Origin of the sequence: Vibrio sp. 10N.247.310.17 (assembly GCF_041466605.1) — a bacterium.
GTDB lineage: Bacteria > Pseudomonadota > Gammaproteobacteria > Enterobacterales > Vibrionaceae > Vibrio > Vibrio tasmaniensis_A.
On the sequence record NZ_JBFSTC010000077.1, the window covers coordinates 1 to 21,306 of the forward strand.

General features: G+C 45.4%; 6 protein-coding genes and 2 pseudogenes. 4 read left to right on the forward strand and 4 right to left on the reverse strand.

Annotated features, from left to right (window positions below; genetic code table 11):
• Positions 1-3: 3 nt before the first annotated feature.
• The 4 genes and pseudogenes from AB6D80_RS18425 to AB6D80_RS18440 all read right to left on the reverse strand — a co-directional run bounded on the left by AB6D80_RS18425 (position 4) and on the right by AB6D80_RS18440 (position 14,071).
• Positions 4-1,107: a cytochrome P450 gene (locus AB6D80_RS18425; RefSeq protein WP_372189230.1), complete on the reverse strand. Its 1,104-nt coding sequence runs from the start codon at positions 1,105-1,107 to the stop codon at positions 4-6.
• A gap of 158 nt (positions 1,108-1,265) precedes the next feature.
• Positions 1,266-2,114: a carotenoid biosynthesis protein gene (locus AB6D80_RS18430; RefSeq protein WP_017104230.1), complete on the reverse strand. Its 849-nt coding sequence runs from the start codon at positions 2,112-2,114 to the stop codon at positions 1,266-1,268.
• 230 nt (positions 2,115-2,344) lie between these two features.
• Positions 2,345-2,930 (reverse strand): annotated as a pseudogene (locus tag AB6D80_RS18435) (IS6 family transposase).
• Between the two features lie 260 nt (positions 2,931-3,190).
• Positions 3,191-14,071, reverse strand: coding sequence for a VCBS domain-containing protein (locus tag AB6D80_RS18440; RefSeq protein WP_372189232.1), 10,881 nt, complete (start codon positions 14,069-14,071; stop codon positions 3,191-3,193).
• Positions 14,072-14,304: 233 nt separating this feature from the next.
• Here AB6D80_RS18440 and AB6D80_RS18445 point away from each other — a divergent pair, with 233 nt between their 5' ends.
• The 4 genes and pseudogenes from AB6D80_RS18445 (at position 14,305) to AB6D80_RS18460 (ending at position 21,209) form a co-directional block, all read left to right on the forward strand.
• On the forward strand, positions 14,305-14,769 hold the full coding sequence (locus AB6D80_RS18445) for a hypothetical protein (RefSeq protein ID WP_371708372.1): 465 nt from the start codon (positions 14,305-14,307) through the stop codon (positions 14,767-14,769).
• A gap of 99 nt (positions 14,770-14,868) precedes the next feature.
• Positions 14,869-16,311, forward strand: a complete 1,443-nt coding sequence (locus tag AB6D80_RS18450; protein ID WP_371708376.1) for a TolC family protein — start codon at positions 14,869-14,871, stop codon at positions 16,309-16,311.
• A gap of 11 nt (positions 16,312-16,322) precedes the next feature.
• Positions 16,323-18,062: an efflux RND transporter periplasmic adaptor subunit gene (locus tag AB6D80_RS18455; RefSeq protein ID WP_372189234.1), complete on the forward strand. Its 1,740-nt coding sequence runs from the start codon at positions 16,323-16,325 to the stop codon at positions 18,060-18,062.
• Positions 18,059-21,209, forward strand: a pseudogene (locus AB6D80_RS18460) (efflux RND transporter permease subunit). Before AB6D80_RS18455 ends, AB6D80_RS18460 begins: the two are co-directional and overlap by 4 nt.
• The last annotated feature ends 97 nt before the right edge of the window (positions 21,210-21,306 follow it).

The following is a 21,306-nucleotide window of genomic DNA, read 5'->3' on the forward strand; positions in this document are numbered from 1 at the left end:
TTACTACCGTTTTTGTTTTAAGTTCCCGCTAATCCGCGATGAACCTTTTTTTATGTCAAAATCACCAAGATAAGTATCTTTTGTCGACTCTAGGTAAAGCTGAGGAGCCACAGGTTTAAGGCGCATCGCTTCATACATAATTGCTGTCATGTAGGGAACCCGAGGGATCGGCCACTCTAATACAGAAGCTTCTCCCAGATCAGCCAGTTCACTTTGTAAAGCTTGCTCGCTACCTTGGTTTCCACTCACAAGAAACGCCATCCAAGCAAGAGTGTTTGCTGTGGTATCTTCCCCTGCTAATAACAGAGTAATGGCGTTCGCTAGAATATCTCGATCAGTCAGTGATGTATCCAATTCTTGTTCCAGCAGCATTATTTGAAGCATATTTTCTGGCGACTCTCTAAGTTCAGGACACTCAGCCAAACGCGTGCGCTGCTTATCAATACAAGTCGACACAAAATGACCGATCTCTTCTAAACTTGCATCGAACTGAGTATCTTTCTTGGTTTTGAAAAATCGCCATAAAGGAATAGGAGACTTAGAGCGCTGGCTAATCACAGGAAAGACATGTCGTAAACTTTCTCCAAGAGGAGTGTCTGATTGCTCAATCGAATTAAAGTCTTCACCAAAAGCCAACAATGATGTGACATCTACTGTGTATTTTTTGAATTCGCTAACTAAATCAACGACAGTTCCTGATTCTGATAACTTTTCAAAGTGCTTTCTTAAACGTTCGGTAATCACACTTAACTTAGGGTAAAAATGTTTAAGGTGGCTAGGCTGGAACATAGGCTCAGTCAACTTTCTCTGATGTTTCCAACGATCACCTTCTGCAGAAAAAATACCGTTAAGCCCTGCTTCTTCAAACACACTTTCAATGCTTTTCAAACGGCGAAAGTCATCTGGCCTCGATTTTAAAATCGCCTTAATCTGAGAGGGTTCAGAGAGAACCATTACATCCTTCATTCCCAGTTTCAAACGAAAATAAGCACCATATTCATTCACCCAAGACAGCATCTGTTGATGAACATTGGGTTTCTTCAAATAACTCACATGCCCCAAAATCCCCGATTTAGGAGGCATTGGAAGCTGTTCAATTTTCTGCATTTGTATTACCTTAACTTGATCTGAATGCTATGAATAGGAGGTGCTGAGAGCGGCTTAGCATGCTTGTTATCGTAATACGAAACTTTGGTTGTGATACAACGCTAGCGCGTGTAAACAATGTGAGTACCGTATTGTGTGAACTAAAGAACTCTTGTCGCTCAGAGCGAGTGACTGCGGTGTCGGTAGATCTTATAGATAGATTGGATACCGATTGGCAGCATAGTAAAGATACCAATAAGCATCACACTTCCATAAATGTCTTTTGAGCTAAAAATTTCGCCATGCAAAGTGGCGACATCAAGGTTGTCTTTGAACAAGAAGCAAAGGATGTATTTTGACATTATGGTAACGTAAATGATTGAGGGCAGGTATAAGTAACCATGGGGCGGGATTTGCTTCAAATGTACTTTATCGTTGTAGCACCATAATGAGAAAGGCAAATAAAAGGTAAATACGCATAAAAACCACCCAAAGAAATTACTTAACGGAACGCCAAAATACACACCACGATCGGTCCAGACCCACAGCGATTTGATGAGCGAATTCACAGGATCCATAACGACATCCCATGAAACCATTACAAATGAGGCAGTAAGAGAGATGATGATTGCTTTACTTTTCGTTTGTATCGGTTTATCAAACTGATTAAGAAGGATGGTTGATATAAACCAAGAGACATAACCCAAACTGAAGTAGGTCGGCATGATTGCTAATGGGACGTCAAATATTTTAATTCCTAGTCGGTCAGAATAATAATAGTGACCGAAAGGAAATCCACTTGAAATACTAACGCTTTCGTAGAAAACACTGACAACGAAGACTAATAGAAAGAAACATGACATTTTCTTTATACCGCAATAGACACTACCGTGTAATATTGCAAACGGGAACAAAATTAGTGGAGTAAATACGCTCGATATATGTAAGTCGGTATAACCTCGAAGAAATGAATAAACAATATAAATAATGGTGATTGCAAGCAAGAATAAAGGTGCTCTAGGCTTCATATACTACTCTTATTTTTGAAACTAAAAGTCATGATAACGATTAGGCAAGATGAATAATAGTGCTAATCAATTGATATCAAATAGACGATAATAATAAAGCGGGGCAGAATATCATGAAAAGTTTGTTGCCTGGTCTAATCAGTGGCTTTGATGTAATGTGATCTGTACCATTAATACGGTTGTGTCGCAAAGTTATGACGAAGTACAAGTGTACAGATCTTCAGATGCAATTAGGCTGCTAGGGCGTAAAATTGCTCCCAAGCAGATAAGCCTTCAGGATTATCGAGCTGTTCACTTTTAATTATCGACCACAGTTCCACGCCTGCCAGGGTGGAACTAGCTCCCTCATCTGATTTCCCATCAGCCAGAGTTAAACATTGACATTATGTAACGCTAACGCGTTGGCACCACTCTTATCGCTAACCACTTTTCCTAGTAAACCCTTATAGCAGATTGCCTTGGCAAAGAAGGCGCGAGCCGTTTTCTCATCACGGCGTTTTCAGAGTAAAAAATCAATGAAATGACCGTGCTTCTCAACGACTCGATAGTAATATTTCCACTGACATTTGACGTTAATGTATGTCTCGTCCATTCGCCACGCAGACGCGACTGGCTTCTTTATTTACGTGCCTGGTGCTCAAGCAGGGGAGCGTATTTAATGATCCAACGGTTCAATGTTGAGTGGTCAACACTGATGCCGTGCTCAGCTAACACCTCTTTAATTTCACGGTAGCTCAGCTTGTAGGAAACATAGTAACGAACGGACTGTAGTCTGATCTCAGAAGGAAAGTGACGGCCAGTAAACTTAATAGTCATAATGTTAAAGCTGAAGAATGTTGAGGGGTGATCATAACCTACCCCCTTGTTTGCGACATAACCCCTGTTTCTTGTGATTAAAATTTGCCGCCACTATTTCGCCATTCGGGTACTGGAAGTAAGCATAACTCCATGATTTTTCGTTACATTAAGTTAGCTTTGAGATTATAGGTTATAACTGAAATTTAAAAGAGAATAGAAATAAAAAGGAACACTAAATAGTGTTCCTTTTTTGGTTTTAGTGATTGGCATTTTATGCGTTAACTATTTGGATCAATGTCCGGTAACCCATCGATATCGTTGTGGTGGTGGTGCTCATCATCTTGGTTATGGTTGATGTTTGCATCATGGTGTTCCAGCGCGTCTGACATATCCAAGTGCGCTTGGTCATGTGTTGCTGCATCTGGTTGGTCGACTTGTGCAAGTACGATATCCATATCCGCAGGTTGATCGTGAACCGTTGTCGATGTCGCATCGGGTTTAATGCCCAATGCATCCAGATAAGCGGCTGCACCATGGTGACTGCTTTTCTGATCGGGTTCTTGATGGGTCTGCTGGGTTAAATCTAGATTGCTATCATCGCTTAGTGTGACCGTAAAGTCGGCTTGCGAAGCCATGTCTGGCTCGTCATGTTGAACAGGAGGCGGTGGCGGTGGAGCAGGGTGCGATGTATGGACTAAAGGTGTGATCGTCATATCAACCACTTCAGTTCCAACTGTCAGCTTTCCACTACTTCCTGGCCCATGACTGAGTATCTGGATGTTCACATGGGCGACCACTTCATCTTGATTTGACCCTTGTAATGCTACTTCAAATTTATCTTCGTGTTGACCGATACCTGAAGCGCTGCCATGTGGGCCCGTATGAACCTGAGCTTGCTCTTGGTAATGTAAGTGGCCGGTTTGAGGGTCAATGGTTAATGTTCCATATTGCCCATGGTGGCTGGTGACATATTGTCCATTAGGTAAATGGATTCGCCAACCGCTTTGTGCTGTTGGTACCGGAGTTAACGATGGTAATAGTGGTGGCACCCCAAGTGTGCCAGACACTTGGTGGCTTCCCGATGGCGGTCTGACAATAATTGGTTCAGGAATAGCGCTTGCAGCAAAACCTTGGCTACCTGCGGTATTACCGTGTTCGTCAGTCATTGTTGCTTGTACATTAGAACCCGGATGAACTTCAATTTGTATTCCGTGCTGTAGAGTATGAGCATCTAATACATGATCCTGACCGTTAACGACAAGATGCTCACCGATTTTGGCATCACCAGGAGGCGTAACGGTTGCAGTGATCGTGTTTGCTTGTCCTCGGGCGATTTCAGCTTTGCTGTATAAGTTGTCTGCCCCTGCGTTTTCAAAGGTAATCGTAGGAACGCTAACCTGTGTATCGACTTGGTAAGTAACATCTGCAGTGGCATGAGCGCTATTACCTGCGCTATCTGTTACCGCTACTGATGCCTCTATTTTTTGGTCAGCATCGGCAATGAGTTCACTTCCAGGTACGGCAATTGAATAGTGTCCTTTTGCATCGACCACGCCAGTATGCTGTGTCCCATTTACATCTAAAGTCACAATGTCGCCTGCATTATAATCGCCAGAAACGGATCCGGTGATGTCAATGGAGCTGTTGGATTCTTGAGCATTAATCACATTGTCGGCGGTAATTGGGTCTGTTTGAATACCGACGTGTACTTGTGTATCTATATGGACGGAAAGAAGCGAAGATATTGTTGATAGCCCAGATGAAGGAGTTAATGTCTTAGCGGATAGATTATGATTGCCATCGGTTAAGCTATCGACCACTACGCTATATTGACCTGAAGCATTAGATACCGCATGTCCAATAGGTTTTGAACCATCGTATATCGTCACTTGAGAATATGGAATATCGGTGTGTCCGGTAATTGTTGGAGTGGCATCATTAGTCAGATTGTCAGTGTTAGACGAACCTGAATCACTTGTTGACGCGAGATCCAGAGTAACGGTGTTCGTTGGCGCGACGTTAGTGCCTGAAGGCAAGGTTGGTTGCGTCGTAGTTACCACAGGTTGGTGCAGAACAGTCGTCGAGGTGACTAAGCTACCCGTTGGTGACATGGTGACATGTCCCGAGGCATCAAAGGTGATGAATTTCGAATCTTCCGTATGGCCGTCACTGACTTTTACTTCGAATACATCGACACCATGATAGGAGTTGGTGGCAGAGTTATAACTCATTCCTGTGATAGACGTATTTGGTGTGTAGACGTAGTCACCAGTATTTGGATCGACGGACAGTGAACCGAATTGCCCTGTTGAACTGACAATAGAGAAGGTATGAGAGTCAGTAACATCTACATCAGTCTCTGTTAATGTACCTGTCGTTGATGATGTTTGGTTAACGCCGAGAATCGGTGCGTCATTGGTTCCGGTAATGGTAACCACGATATCATGGTGCGTGCCATCTGCAGATTGAACCGTGATGGTTTCAGTGTCTGTCTGACCTTCGCCAAGCTGTTGAACTATAGGATGGTTGTTGTCAAGGTCGTAAGTCCAGTGACCATTTACATCGATATGAGCGTGCCCATAGCCTTTGCTTCCGGCTATTCCAGCTCCACCCTGTACCGCGGTAAACCCTGCGGTTCCATCAGGGTCACTCGCCGTCAACGTACCTGATGCTTGAAGTGTTATGTCTTCTTTTGCCACTCCTGTGGAGTCTCCACTGAATGTTGCAGGGTCAGCGACACTCGCTATATTAATGAGTATTGACCCTTCTTTTGAATCAAGATGACCATCGTTTGCGGTAAATTGCACCGCCCCTAATCCGCTGACACCAGAACTAAAGTAGTTGTGAGTTGGGGTGAAGATGAGTGATGAAACGTCGGAGGCGCTAACCTCATCACCAACATTCACTGTGGTGCCATTCAGCGATAACACGCCATGGGCGACATTGGTAATCGTGATGTGGTTTAACGCATCTCCATCAATATCAGAATATTTAAAGTCTGCGGTGGTGAACGCATGAGGCTTATCTTCTAAAGAACTAATAAAACTCGATCCAACGATAGGTGCATCATTGACCGCATTGACATCCACTACCATCGTTGCGCTGGCCGAATTTTTATGGCCATCATTCGCAGTAAATGTAAATTGCGCATAGTTGGCGCCGTTTTCATTATTGCTCGGCGTGAAAGTTAAATGGCCTGCGTCTAAGTCAGCCTTGCTGATTTGCTGGTTGGCGGTTACGGCGTTACCGTTTAAAAGTAATAATCCATGACTCGGTAAGCTGCTAATAGTCACGAACTGTAACGTGTCGCCATCTTGATCACTGTAACCAAATTCACTGGTGGTAAAGGTTCTGGTGATGTCTTCATTTGTAGAAACGGTCTGCCCTGTCACCGTTGGCGCATGTTGTAGAGGAGGGGTGACTTCAATAGAGAGAGAGTTTTGAGAAGAATCTCCTATTGGGTTACCGCCATCATCACCGACACGATAAACCATACTTGGCACTTTACCTGTAAAGCCAGCTTCCGGGGTGAAGGTATAATGACCATTCGCTTCGATCGCGAGTGTACCGATACCGGCCATAGTATGTGGTTGCCCAGGCCTTACCGCGACATAACCTGACACGGGGTCCTTTATTTGAATATCTTGCAACACCAGATGTGCGTTGGAATCGGTGTCTGTTGCTGCACCACTCAATCCTTGATCCGTCCCAGAGCCAGTAATTAGATTCCCTTCAACTGGACCACTATGTTGAACACCAGAATCACTGAGGCTGTGTAGAGTAGGAGCGTCAGTAGTCCCGTTAATAGTGACGGTAATTGAATGCTTGGTACCGTCTTTTGATGTGACTTCAATGCTATCTGTGAGTGTTTGTCCATTGTCTAAGTCTTGAATCTGCGTACTCTTGTTGTCTGCTTTATAAACCCATATCCCAGTACTAGTGATGTCGAAATGACCGTAGGTTCCATCCAGAGATATTTTCGGTTGCCCCTTAAGATCTAATGCAGCTTCGCCATGACCATCAGCGTCAGAAACAATCAGGTGCCCATGACAAGAAAGGGCATCTGGAATAGTTGCTGACCCCGTGATATGCGCGTTGTGGTGAATGTTTGTATCTTCTCCTATGCTGCCGGAGTCACCGGTAAATGTGGCGGCATCATTAACTGCTGCAAGGGTTGTGATTGCCCCTGTATGAGTCGTTCCGCCATGCGCATCTGTCACATCATAGCTAAAATGAATCTGACCGTTATAGTCTTTGGTTGGGGTAAAAGTGTATGTTCCGTCTTGATTATCTAGAATAGAACCATGATCAGCGTGAAGATTCGCAACGGTGAGTTTGCCTAGGTCGTTGCCATCCACGTCTATAGTGTTTGCTAAGAGTTCGGTGGCCGTGATGGTTTGCGCGAGGTCTTCTTTACCGCTGTTGAGCTGCACTTCTGAAGAGCAGTATGGACGGTCGTTGTCGCCATGAATGGTGATAACAATATCATGAGTAGTACCGTCTTTACTTTGTATCGTTATCGTATCAGTGAGTGTCTCATTTGCACCAAGTTGATCAATCGTCGATCCTACCTTTGTTGTTAATCCACCATTTACATCAGCAGTGCCGGTCGCAACACCATAAAACCATTTACCATCTGTATTAAGAATCAAATGGCCATATTTTCCATGATAGGTATAACCAATACCTTTAGAATCAAAACTATTCTCGCCGGTATCTGGATCGATGATTGTTAGTTGCCCCTCAACATGAATCATACTATTAGTTAAATGCGCCATACCTGACTGGGCAAAGTCTGGCGACATATCAGGGTTTCTGTTTTCATAAACATCGCCAGTATCCACACCTGATATAACGGCTTTATCTCCCACCGCATCAATATGAAGAGTGTTAGTAGCCTCTTGTGAGTCAACATGCCCATCGTTAACAGTATATTTAAACTGAACATCGCCATTGAAATCTTGCGTAGGAACGAACTGAAGTTTAATTATGTCAGCTGTAGTGATGTGTTGCCCCGCTGTAACATCGTGTCCATCAAGCACAAATTTACCTTGTGTTGCTGGTGGTAGATCTGTGATTGCAACTGAATGTAGCGTATCGCCACTATCAACATCCGTAAATCCAAACTGACTCGCTTGCATTTGATAATGCGTGTCTTCAGTGCCGTTACTTAGCGCAACTTGGGTAACGGTTGGCGCATCATTGGTGCCTACAACGTCTATGTGCAACTCGTATGCCGTTCCATCATAACTATGAACACGGTAGATAACGGTTTCAGTTTGCCCTTGAGCAAGGTGTTGCAAATTGGCATTATTAACGCTGTACCCCCAATTGCCCATGCTATCAATACGTAACATGCCACCAAACGGATCGTGAACTGCTGATTCACCAAACTGGCTGTATTGGAATTTATTCTCCCCGCTATCTGGATCCACAACTTGTAGTCTTCCATTCGCGAGCTCAGTTGTAACCCCTGCATTGTGGCTGCTGTGTGAACCATCTTCAGTGACGTGGTCAGTTGTTACTTCTGAAATGATGGCGCCGTCTGGGGTAGCGGTGAGTGTGGTAGACGCCCCTGTATGAGTCGTTCCGCCATGCGCATCTGTCACATCATAGCTAAAATTAATCTGACCGTTATAGTCTTTGGTTGGGGTAAAAGTGTATGTTCCGTCTTGATTATCTAGAATAGAACCATGATCAGCGTGAAGATTCGCAACGGTGAGTTTGCCTAGGTCGTTGCTATCCACGTCTATAGTGTTTGCTAAGAGTTCGGTGGCCGTGATGGTTTGCGCGAGGTCTTCTTTACCGCTGTTGAGCTGCACTTCTGAAGAGCAGTATGGACGGTCGTTGTCGCCATGAATGGTGATAACAATATCATGAGTAGTACCGTCTTTACTTTGTATCGTTATCGTATCAGTGAGTGTCTCATTTGCACCAAGTTGATCAATCGTCGATCCTACATTTGTTGTTAATCCACCATTTACATCAGCAGTGCCGGTCGCAACACCATAAAACCATTTACCATCTGTATTAAGAATCAAATGGCCATATTTTCCATGATAGGTATAACCAATACCTTTAGAATCAAAACTATTCTCGCCGGTATCTGGATCGATGATTGTTAGTTGCCCCTCAACATGAATCATACTATTAGTTAAATGCGCCATACCTGACTGGGCAAAGTCTGGCGACATATCAGGGTTTCTGTTTTCATAAACATCGCCAGTATCCACACCTGATATAACGGCTTTATCTCCCACCGCATCAATATGAAGTGTGTTGGTAGCCTCTGCAGAGTCGGTATGCCCATCGTTAACAGTATATTTAAACTGAACATCGCCATTAAAATCTTGCGCAGGAACGAACTGAAGTTTAGTGATGTCAGCTGTAGGGATGTGTTGTCCCGTTGTAACATCGTGTCCATCAAGCACAAACTTACCTTGTGTTGCTGATGGTAGATCTGTGATTGCTATGGAATGTAACGTATCGCCTGTGTCGATATCACTGAATCCAAACTGACTGGCTTGTATTTGGTAGTGTGTATCTTCAGTGCCATGTGCAAGTGTCGTCGCAGTTATGGTCGGTTGATCATTGGTGCCTGTCACCGTTATTGTTATATCGTGAGCAGTGTGGTCTGCAGAATAAACACGATATACAACTTTTTCTACTTCACCTTCAGCTAATGATTGCAAGCGACTATTGGCTACTTCATATCCCCAAGCGCCACTTGGTGTAATGCGTAAAAAACCACCAAAGGGATCGTGAATCGCCTGTTCTCCTAATAACAGATTGACCTGAAAATGGTCTTGCCCTGCATCAGGATCTGTCACACTCAGCAAACCCGATGCAACGACAGGCTGTAATGAACTGTGACCCACATTATGATCTTCAATAATCGTTCCGGTATCACTACCGCTTATAACCGCTTTATCAGCAACTGCACTTAAACTGCTGGTAGCTCCAGTATGAGTGACACCGCCATGTGCATCTTTGACATCATAGGTGAAATGAACTTTACCGTTATAGTCTTTTTCTGGTGTGAAAGTGTATGTACCATTTTGGTTATCCAAAATCGAACCGTGATCTGGATGAAGGTTTGCTACTGTAAGCAGTCCAGAGTCATTTTTATCGACATCTATTGAATTTTGTAACAGTTGTGCAGCTGTAATGGTTTGTCTCGTATCTTCAGTACCTGCGTTGAGTTGTACTTCTGAAGAGCAATAAGGCCTGTCGTTACTACCATTGATAGTGATGACTATATTATGTGGTGTTCCATCTTTTGTGTGAACGGTGATAGTGTCTGTGAGTGTTTCACCCTCACCTAATTTATCGATAGCGGAGCCTCTGGTTGTGGGCCTTCCACCAATGTGACTGAGACTTCCAGCATCGGCATAGTAATTCCAATCGCCATTTGGATTTAAAATTAAGTCACCATATGTACCGTGATAGTTATACCCCACATTATTATCAGCAAAGCCAGACTGACCAGAGTCAGGATCAATCACAGATAAATGTCCATTAGCGTTTAGTGTACTAACTCGAAGTGTCGCCATACCGGATTGAGCATGATCTGGTGACATATTATCTCCAGCCGCTTTCTCAGTGACACTTGCAGTATCTACTCCACCTACCACAGCATTATCATTCGTGCCGTTCACTGTAATGGTGACTTGATGAGGTGTGCCATCGGCTGAATGAACGGTAATGGTATCAGTAGCGGTTGCGCCATTACCTAACGCTTGAACTGCTGGGTTAGTGTTATCTAAGTCGTAGGTCCAAGCGCCATTACCTGTTAGATGTAATGTACCTAAGGAGCCTTGGATATCAGTATTCGCAAAGTGTGCTTCACCAGTATCGGTATCCGTAACGGTCAATGTGCCTGACGTTTGCAGTTGTGTTTCTTCTGTCACTGCGCCCGCACTTGTACCGCCAATTACAGCCGTATCATTGGTGCCATTTACTGTGATAGTCACTTGATGTGGCGTGCCATCAGCAGAATGAACAGTGATGGTATCGGTTGTTGCAGCGCCTTTACCTAGGGCTTGTACCGTTGGGTTTGTGTTATCTAAATCGTAAGTCCACTGCCCAGCATCGGTTAAATGCAATGTCCCAAGCGAGCCTTTAATATCAGTATTTGAGAAGTGTGCTTCACCGGTATCGGTATCTGTAATAGTCAGCGAGCCTGAGGTTTGTAACTGCGTTTCTTCGGTCACTGCGCCTGCAGAAGTCCCACCAATTACAGCCGTATCATTAGTCCCATTCACCGTAATGGTAATTTGATGCGGCGTACCATCTGCTGAGTTGACAGTAATAGTATCAGTCGCTGTCGCGCCTTTACCTAAGGCTTGAACTTGTGGATTCGTATTATCTAAATCGTAAGTCCAAGTGCCGTTATCAGTTAAATGTAAAGTGCCTAATGTGCCTGCAATATCAGTGTTGGAGAAGTGTGCTTCGCCAGTATCTACGTCAGTGACAGTCAGTGTACCTGACGTCTGAAGTTGAGATTCTTCAGTCACTGCACCAGAGTTTGTCCCGCCAATGATGGCCTTGTCGTTAGTGCCATTAACCGTGATAGTAATTTGATGTGGTGTGCCGTCAGCAGAATGAACAGTAATGGTATCGGTAGCGGTTGTTCCTTTACCTAACGCTTGAACGGTTGGGTTGGTGTTATCTAAGTCGTAAGTCCATGTCCCCGAATTAGTGAGGTGTAAGGTGCCTAAAGTCCCAGCAATATCGGTATTGGAGAAGTGTGCTTGACCGGCATCAACATCAGTCACAGTCAGTGAGCCAGAGTTTTGAAGTTGAGATTCTTCGGTGACCGCGCCGGCACTTGTTCCGCTTATCACGGCTTTGTCATTGGTGCCATTAATTGTCACTTTGATCGTTGACGCTGTGCCATCAACAGACGACACCGTGAAGGTTTCTTCTACTTTATCGCCGACGTTTAATTGATTAAACGCACTGTTGGCGGTGAATACCCAGTGGCCAGTGGTATCAATGGTGAGATCACCGTTGGTGCCTGAGATAGAATCTGGTGTGAAGGTATTGTCTGGGTTATCAACATCGGTACTGGTGAGGGTGCCTGAGGTGGTTACCGCTTTGTCGGTTTCATCGATGGCGACGGTCGCACTGCTGACAGTAGCTGTGTCATTTGTACCATTTACTGTAATCGTAACTTGATGCGGCGTGCCATCAGCAGAATGAACGGTGATGGTGTCGGTAGCGGTTGCTCCTTTACCTAATGCTTGAACGTTAGGGTTTTTATTATCAAGAACGTACGTCCAAGCCCCCGAATCGGTTAGATGTAGCATACCAAACGAGCCTGCAATATCGGTACTTCCTGTGGATGAAGTAGCGAAGTGCGCTTCGCCAGTATCTACATCCGTTACCGCAAGTGTGCCCGAGGTCTGAAGTTGGGACTCTTCGGTTACCACGCCGGCACTGGTTCCGCTTATCACGGCTTTATCATTGGTGCCGTTAACGGTAATTGCAATTTGATGAGGAGTGCCGTCGGCGGAGTGGATGGTTATGATGTCTGTTGTCGCAGAGCCTTGACCAAGAGCCTGAACTTGTGGATTTTTATTATCTAGATCGTAGGTCCAATCGCCATTGTCTTTAAGGTGTAAAGTACCCAGTGTCCCCTTGAGGTCGGAATTAGAAAAATGCGCCTCTTTTGAGTCGATATCGGTGATGTTGAGTTGGCCTGAAACCGTTAGGTCTTTATCTTCAGTAACTTGGCTTGAGCCATTACTTGTCCCGATCGCGAAAAACGAACTTGGTGAATTTGCTGTACTACTCGTGATTACTGCATGGTCGTTGGTGCCATTGATCGTAACCATAACTTGATGCGCTGTACCATCAGCTGAGTGAACAGTGACGATGTCTGTCGCAGTTGAACCTTGGCCAAGTCTTTGAACTACTGGGTTATTGTTGTCTAAACTGTATGTCCACGCACCGTCTTTGGTGATGCTTAGCGTACCGAAATTACTAGTCACTTGTGAGGCTTGAAAGTGGTCTTCTCCAAGATCAGAGTCCGTTACCGAAAGCTGTCCTTGGACTTGTGTCGTTAAATCTTCTGTTACTACGCCAGCATCCACACCCGTAATTACGGCGTTGTCGTCGTTCCCGCCGATCGTCATATCGATCGTTTGAGGTGTGCCGTCTTTGGTGTGAATAGTGAAGCTTTCGTGCAATGAAGTGGCTGCGGTTAAAGCTTGAACATTAGAGAGCGAGTTATCAACTTGATATTGCCAATGTCCATCAGCATCGATAGTTAATGAACCATATTTACCTGAGATAACTTCCGGTGTAACCGAACTTTCATTTTGGTCAGGGTCTATGACATCGATTTTTCCGTTGGCATGTAACAAGCCTTGTGAATCAATATTGTGATCTTCTGTTACGACACCTGTTAAGTCTCCAGAAATACTTGGCGTGTCTTGCTTACCTGTTACTGGTATCTGGACAATGATGCTCGAGCCATTAGATAGATGTAACGCAAAATGGTCAGTACCTGGTTGGTGCTGATTTAACAGGATGTATTGAGGAGAATTTGGATTCAATACGAATGTGTATTGACCATTTGCATCAACATGAAGCTCTCCGTACGTACCTTTTATGACTTCTGGCATAAAGGTGACGGGTAAAGCGGGCGTCGTAGGCGCATTCGAATGAATCGGCTGACCGTTACTTCCTGAGGAGATAGTCGGCATCGATACCGAAGGAATGTAATGGACTTGCGGGTGAGAAAGCGTCGATAAATGATGAGAAGGAACCAAGTGAGAGCTCGAACCATGGGCGGCATGACTTGCACTTAAGGTGGAGTTTACGTCGCTGTCGCTCGTCTGAGCTTCTTGGAGAGCAACCGCTGATGAGTCCGCCTTGTTATGGTCACCGGTGACATCTTTTTCGGTCACGTTATTTGCGGTTACTTGATCTGCTGCGTCGCTGGAATTGTCTATACTTTCTGCAGCAGCGTGTTTAGCCAATGATGGCAAAATCATCATGAGTGACTGAAAAAGTGGGATATTCACTTTTAGATGTGAATGCAGTCTGCGCTTCTTTTTTTGTGTTGGTTTCTTTTGTTCTAGCTTGTTACTTTTCTTATTTTTGATTTCTGTATTTTTCTTGTTTGCTTCGACGTTTTTTTTGTTAGCCATTTTTATCATCCGTGAATCGTGGTTGCACTGTCTTAAGTAAAATACACAGATAGAGGTTTCGCTAGCTAATTGGATAATTTTTAAAGAAAAAACTGCAAAGTCGAAGAATTATCTCATTTTGATGAAAGAGAGGATGAATACTTTTTCAACGGTCAGGTAAATATCGGCACAATGGCATTGACCTTACCCTAAGGGGAACGTTTATAGTTGCGTTGTAAATTCAAAGGTAAACTATGACAAACACATTCCAAAAAACTTGGATTATTGTTTTCAGCATCATTGCGATGTTGATGTCTAGCTATGCCTCAAGCTCCTCAGCCTTGATGACTGAAGTAATGATGATGGAAATGGGGTCGAGCAAGTCGGCTTGTTACCACAGCGATACTTCGGTTAATGATTCAATGGCAGGGTGTCATGTGATGAGTGAAGAAGTACACGCTGAAGACTCTAACATGAGTGCCCATGCTTTGATGGCTCAATTCGATATGTCTTCAATGAGCGAAGACGGCAGTCCGATGATGGGTAACCATTGTTCGAGTGCCGATTGCTGTGCCTCAATGTGTTCTGCAAGTCCCTATCCAATCCAGGCTGTTCAAGCCGTTGATCAACTTTCCTTTTCATTAGCTCGTTTTCAATCGGTCACGATTGGCCAGAAAGTCGCACGCGCTCAATCTTTGCTACGCCCACCTTCCGCATAAATCTATATCTAAAAATACAGCTCTATCAGTTAGATAAACCTGATAAGCCATTCTTTTTTATGCGCTAATTAGCGCTAGATATGGACATTCACTGTGAATATGAAACCAACAACCTCTGTGTTTGTCATGAACACGAGCTTAGTGGTTGCTGCTGCCTTGCCCATAGCCTTGTTTTCAATTGCTACGCTCGCGGCTACCACGGCGTCAGCTTCAAATGCTCAATACATTTCAGCACATGATCAAGCAAGCTCGACGCAGCAACTCAATACACTGATTGAGATTGCTTTAAGCGAAGATGGAAATCGCAAACAGTACTTTGCTCAGTCTCAAGCGATGCGAGAAACGGGCATTGCCAGCTCGACCTTAATGGACCCAAAATTGAAAGTTGGATTTGGCGGTTTGCCTGTCGATAGCTTTCAATTTGACGAAGACCCGATGACCAATATATCGGTAGGGCTGATGCAGCAGTTTGAGCGTGGCGATACGCTTAACCTTCAACAGAAAAAGGCAGGCCAACAGGCAGATGCTTTAGCTTTGCAGGTGCAAGCAAGAGAATTGACGGTTGCGAATAGCATGACGCAGCTTTGGCTTGAGTTAGGTTATCAGCAAAAGGCTGAGTCGGTGATACGTCAAAATCGTCGTTTGTTGGTTGAGCTTGAAAACTATGTACAAACCAATTACTCGATTGGTAAAAGTGAAGCGCAAGATCTGCTTAATGCTCAGCTCCAAGTGAGCAAGCTTGATGAGAAACTTCAGGCAAACCAGCAGGTTCAGCGTCGTCTAATCTCTCAGCTTTCTGAATGGTTGGGTTCTGATTGGCTAGGCTCTCAGGTTCTTGATTCTCAGGGCACACTGAATGCAACTAACCAAATCGATTGGTCGTTGTTGGAAAGCAAATTAGCGACCAATATCGATTCATCCAAGCACTACCAGCTACTGACTGACCATCCTTTGGTTAAGATCTCCGATGTCAGTATTTCCTCCAATCAAACTCAGGTTGAGTTAGCAGAGCAAGCTTATACGCCACAGTTTGGGGTCGAAGTGATGTATGCACACCGTCAAGCCAACAACATGGCGGGTGAACCTGCTTCTGATCTGGTGAGTGCTTATCTGACAGTCGACATCCCGCTGTTTACAGGGAACCGACAAGATAAAAACTTATCGGCTGCTCAGTATCAAGTTGGTGCGGCTAAATCTCAAAAAGACACCTTACTTTCCCAAATGAACGCACAAGTGAACGCATTGCTGGTGGACAGATCAAATCTGATCCAGCGATTAGAGCGCTATCAAACGTCTTTGCTTCCTCAAACCGCAGCACGAATCAGTGCGGTTGAGAGGGGCTATCAAAACAATACCGCTCAGTTTAACGATGTCATTTTAGCAACGACCGATGAGTTGGCGCTTAAGTTAGAGCAACAACGTTTGATCACCGATCTCAACATCGTTAACAGCAAACTGGCGGCGTTAGTCAGTGGCTTTGAATACCAAGTAAACCAACCACAACTCAACTCAAGCGCAACTAAACACACAGCCAATCAATAAGGGAATAGACAATGAGTACAGTAAAAGTAGCAACAATCGCTTTATTGGTCGGTGGTGCATTGGGTTTTAGTGTGAATCACTTTGTCGTTGGGTCAGCACATAACATGTCAGCAATGGCAACGAGTACAGGCGCCGAAGTAAGTAAACAAACCAAGGATGAACCTCTGTATTGGGTTGCGCCGATGGACCCAAATTATCAGCGAGACAAGCCGGGTCAGTCACCTATGGGGATGGATTTAATCCCTGTTTACGCGGGTGACTCAAGTGGTGTTAAAGATGAGCCCGGTACCGTGTTCATTGATTCGTCGGTAGAAAATAATCTGGGTGTCAAAACAGCGAAAGTTAAGTTCGAAGCGCTATCACCGCGCATTGAAACGGTTGGCTACGTGGCATTTGATGAAAGTGCGCTATGGCAAACCAACGTGCGTGTTTCTGGTTGGGTGGAAAAACTCTCTATCAACGCTGTGGGTGAGAAGGTAAACAAAGGTGATGTGCTTTTCACACTCTATTCTCCAGAGCTTGTTAAAGCACAAGAAGAGTTGATCAGTGCTTATAAAACGGGTCGTCAAGGTTTGATCAAGGGCTCGACTGAACGCTTAATTACCTTGGGTGTTGATAAGACTCAAATCCGCGCTATTACGCGTAAAGGCAAAGCCTCACAAACCATTGAAGTCAAAGCGCCAGCCGATGGTGTCATCGCAAGCCTGAATATCCGAGAAGGTGGTTATCTTTCACCTGCACAAGCGGTGATCAGTGCTGGTCCATTAGGCGAAGTATGGGTTGATGCTGAGGTGTTTGAGCGTCAAGCGCACTGGATCTCGTCAGGCAGCAATGCGGTGATGACGCTAGATGCCATTCCTGGCAAAGAGTGGTTGGGTAATGTCGATTACGTGTACCCAATCCTTGACCCAAAAACTCGAACCTTACGCGTTCGTTTGAAGTTCTCCAATCCAAATGGCGAGCTTAAGCCAAATATGTTTGCCAATATTGCGCTGAAACCCATTAGTGATGAAGCGGTTCTTACTATCCCAAGATCTTCGGTTATTCACTCCGGTGGTATGACTCGAGTGGTGATGTCAGAAGGTTCTGGCAAGTATCGCTCTGCTCGTATTGAGGTTGGTCGTGAAGCTGGCGAAAAAATAGAGGTGCTTCAAGGGCTAGAGCAAGGTGAGAACATTGTCACTTCTGCGCACTTCATGTTGGATTCTGAATCGAGCCAATCTGCTGATCTGTCACGAATCAATGGTTTTGAAGAAGAAGCCGAAACCGTATGGGCAAACGGTGAAATTTCCGATGTTATGCAAGGCAGCCGTATGGTGACGATTAACCATCAGCCAGTTCCTGAATGGGATTGGCCGGGCATGGTGATGAACTTCACCTTTGCGGAAGGCTTAGACATGAGTGACGTGCAACGTGGTAAGGCAATTGACTTTGAGATGAGAAAGACAGAGTCAGGGCAGTACGAGGTTGTGGATTACAAGGTCAACAAACACAAAATCGCTGGCGAAGTTTGGGTAACGGGTGACATCACCATGTTGATGGCAGATTTTGGCATGATCACCGCAAAACATCAGCCTGTCCCTGAGTGGAATTGGAAAGCGGGTGAAATGAATTTCCAAGCCAGTGATGAGCTTGATTTATCTGAGTTTGCCGAGGGTCAAACCATTCGGTTTCTAGTGGCGAAGCAGGGTTCTGATTATGTACTCAAATCTCTCGAACCGACGAATAGCACGGGTGAGGGCGAACTATGATCAATGCAATCATTCGCTGGTCTATTAGCAACCGCTTCTTAGTGCTGGTTGCCACTGTAGCCATCGTATTTGGCGGCTTATACAGCGTAAAGAATACACCGGTCGATGCTATTCCTGATCTGTCTGATGTTCAGGTAATTATCAAAACCAGTTATCCGGGGCAAGCGCCACAAGTGGTTGAGGATCAGGTGACTTATCCATTGACCACCGCCATGTTAGCCGTACCGGGTGCTGAAACGGTTCGTGGTTACTCGTTCTTTGGTGATTCCTATGTCTATATCATCTTCAATGACGATACTGATATGTACTGGGCACTGGGCACGTTCACGAGTGTTGGAGTACCTAAGCCAAGTTGCACCTAACTTACCTTCGAGTGCTAAGCCAACACTAGGGCCAGATGCAACCGGTGTGGGCTGGGTTTACAGCTACGTGTTGCAAGATAAAACTGGTCAGCACGACTTAGCGGAACTTCGTAGTTTGCAAGATTGGTTCTTGAAGTATGAGTTGCAAACCGTAGAAGGCGTGTCTGAAGTGGCGACCGTTGGCGGCATGGTGAAGCAGTACCAAGTACAGATTGATCCTGCCAAGTTACGTGCTTATGACCTAACGCTTCAGCAAGTCAACAAGGCAATCCAAGATGGTAATCAAGAAACAGGGGCGTCTGTTGTTGAGATTGCCGAAGCCGAGCATATGGTTCGTACAACCGGTTACCTCACAAGCATTGAAGACATTCAATCTCTGCCGCTAAAAGTGACCGACAAAGGTACTCCGTTGCTATTAGGTGACATTGCTGACATTAATCTTGGCCCGCAAATGCGTCGCGGTATCTCTGAGCTCAACGGTGAGGGTGAAGCGGTTGGCGGCGTTATCGTGATGCGCTTTGGTGAAAATGCCAGTGAAGTGATCGACTCGGTGAAATCCAAGCTCGCTGAACTGCAAGCTGGCTTGCCTGATGGTGTCGAGATTGTCGCGACTTATGACCGCTCTACTTTGATTGATTCAGCCGTTGAAAACCTTTGGAAGAAGCTGGCTGAAGAGTTCATCGTGGTCGCCGTCGTGTGTGCGCTGTTCTTGTTCCATATCCGCTCATCACTGGTTATCGCACTAAGTCTGCCTGTTGGTATTTTAGGTGCATTCATTGTGATGCATTGGCAGGGTATTAACGCCAATATCATGTCTCTTGGCGGGATCGCGATTGCGATTGGCGCCATGGTGGATGGTGCCATCGTGATGATCGAGAACGTTCATAAACACATTGAACGGACTCCGCTCACTGACAAAAACCGTTGGCAGGTGATTGGTAAGGCAGCAGAAGAAGTCGGCGCACCACTGTTCTTCTCCCTGATTATCATTACCTTGAGTTTTGTGCCTGTGTTCGCGCTAGAAGGGCAAGAGGGCAAGATGTTCTCGCCACTTGCGTTTACCAAGACGTATGCGATGGCGGCAGCGGCGGGTTTGGCTATCACGCTGGTGCCTGTGCTAATGGGTTACTTCATTCGCGGTAACGTGCTACCTGAACACAAAAACCCAGTAAACCGCAGCCTAGTGGCGATGTACAAACCGCTTCTGAACCTCAGCCTAAAATATCCAAAGGTGATGATTGTTATCGCACTTGGCTTAATGGCGTCTGCTTATTACCCAACCAGTAAGCTTGGCAGCGAGTTCATCCCTCCTTTGGACGAAGGGGATTTGATGTACATGCCAACCACGTATCCGGGCATCTCAATAGGTAAGGCTCGTGAGTTGTTGCAACAAACCAACAAGCTCATCAAAACCATTCCAGAAGTCGAAACCACGTGGGGCAAAATTGGTCGAGCAGAGACGGCAACCGATCCTGCGCCACTGACCATGATTGAAACGGTTATTCAGCTTAAACCGCGAGAACAGTGGCGTGACGGTGTCACTACGGAGTCTCTGCGTAAAGAGTTTGATGATCTGATTCAATTCCCCGGTTTGACCAACGCTTGGGTCATGCCAATCAAAACACGTATCGACATGTTGGCGACGGGTATTAAAACGCCAATTGGTATCAAAATCGCAGGCCCAGATCTGAGCGTGATTGAGGATATTGGCTCTCAACTTGAACCCATCCTCAATAGCGTGAGTGGTACTGCTTCTGTCTACGCTGAGCGTGTTGCGGGTGGTCGTTATGTGACGATAGACATCAAGCGCCGCTCTGCTGCTCGTTACGGATTAAGCATCAAAGAGGTTCAGCAGGTTATTTCGACCGCAGTTGGCGGTATGAATGTCGGCGAAACGGTAGAAGGGCTAGAGCGTTATCCAATCAATGTCCGTTATCCGCAAAGCTATCGTGATTCTGTCGTTAAGTTGCAGAACCTGCCGTTAGTGACACCAAACGGAGCGCGAATTGCTTTGTCTGATGTTGCAGACATTCGCTATGAAGATGGACCGCCAATGATTAAGACGGAGAACGCGCGTCCTAATGGTTGGGTGTTCGTTGACATCGAAGGTCGCGACCTTGGTTCTTATGTGGCAGAGGCGCAAAAAATCGTTACAGATCAAATCGTCTTGCCTGCCGGATATTCACTGGCATGGTCTGGTCAATACGAATACATGGAGCGCGCCAAAGAACGTTTAAGTGTCGTTGTGCCAATTACCATCGCCATCATCATGTTATTGCTCTACCTCAGCTTCCGCCGTGTCGGTGAGGTGATGATGATTATGCTGACATTGCCACTCGCGATGGTTGGTGGCCTATGGCTGATGCATGTCCTCAATTACAACTTCTCGATTGCGGTGGGTGTGGGCTTTATCGCCCTTGCCGGGGTAGCTGTTGAGATAGGCGTCATTATGTTGGTCTACCTAAATCAAGCATGGCACTACAAAAAATTGGATGCGGAGCAGAACCAGCAAGCACTTCAGAGTGAAGACTTAACGGATGCGATTCGTGAGGGTGCAGGACTGCGTGTTCGCCCAGTGATGATGACAGTACTTACGGTGATTATTGGCCTCATTCCAATTATGTATGGCGAGGGTACGGGCTCTGAAGTGATGCAGCGAATTGCCGCGCCGATGATAGGCGGAATGGCGTCTGCACTGTTGCTTACCCTACTGGTGTTGCCTGCAATCTTTAAGCTCTGGAAACAGCGTGAGATTACGCATAACCAAAACGAGACAAACAAATAACTTATTGATTATTAGCCCTTACTTGCCAAAAAAGAGTGAGTAAGGGCGCACCACATGAACATGTGAAACTAACAAAAAAACAGAATTAAGCTAAGGA

Bases quoted from the DNA above. Each gene is read 5' to 3' on its own strand.
- AB6D80_RS18425 (WP_372189230.1), bottom strand. From the start codon at position 1,107: ATGCAGAAAATTGAACAGCTTCCAATGCCTCCTAAATCGGGGATTTTG.
- AB6D80_RS18455 (WP_372189234.1), top strand. From the start codon at position 16,323: ATGAGTACAGTAAAAGTAGCAACAATCGCTTTATTGGTCGGTGGTGCA.
- AB6D80_RS18445 (WP_371708372.1), top strand. From the start codon at position 14,305: ATGACAAACACATTCCAAAAAACTTGGATTATTGTTTTCAGCATCATT.
- AB6D80_RS18440 (WP_372189232.1), bottom strand. From the start codon at position 14,071: ATGGCTAACAAAAAAAACGTCGAAGCAAACAAGAAAAATACAGAAATC.
- AB6D80_RS18450 (WP_371708376.1), top strand. From the start codon at position 14,869: ATGAAACCAACAACCTCTGTGTTTGTCATGAACACGAGCTTAGTGGTT.
- AB6D80_RS18430 (WP_017104230.1), bottom strand. From the start codon at position 2,114: ATGAAGCCTAGAGCACCTTTATTCTTGCTTGCAATCACCATTATTTAT.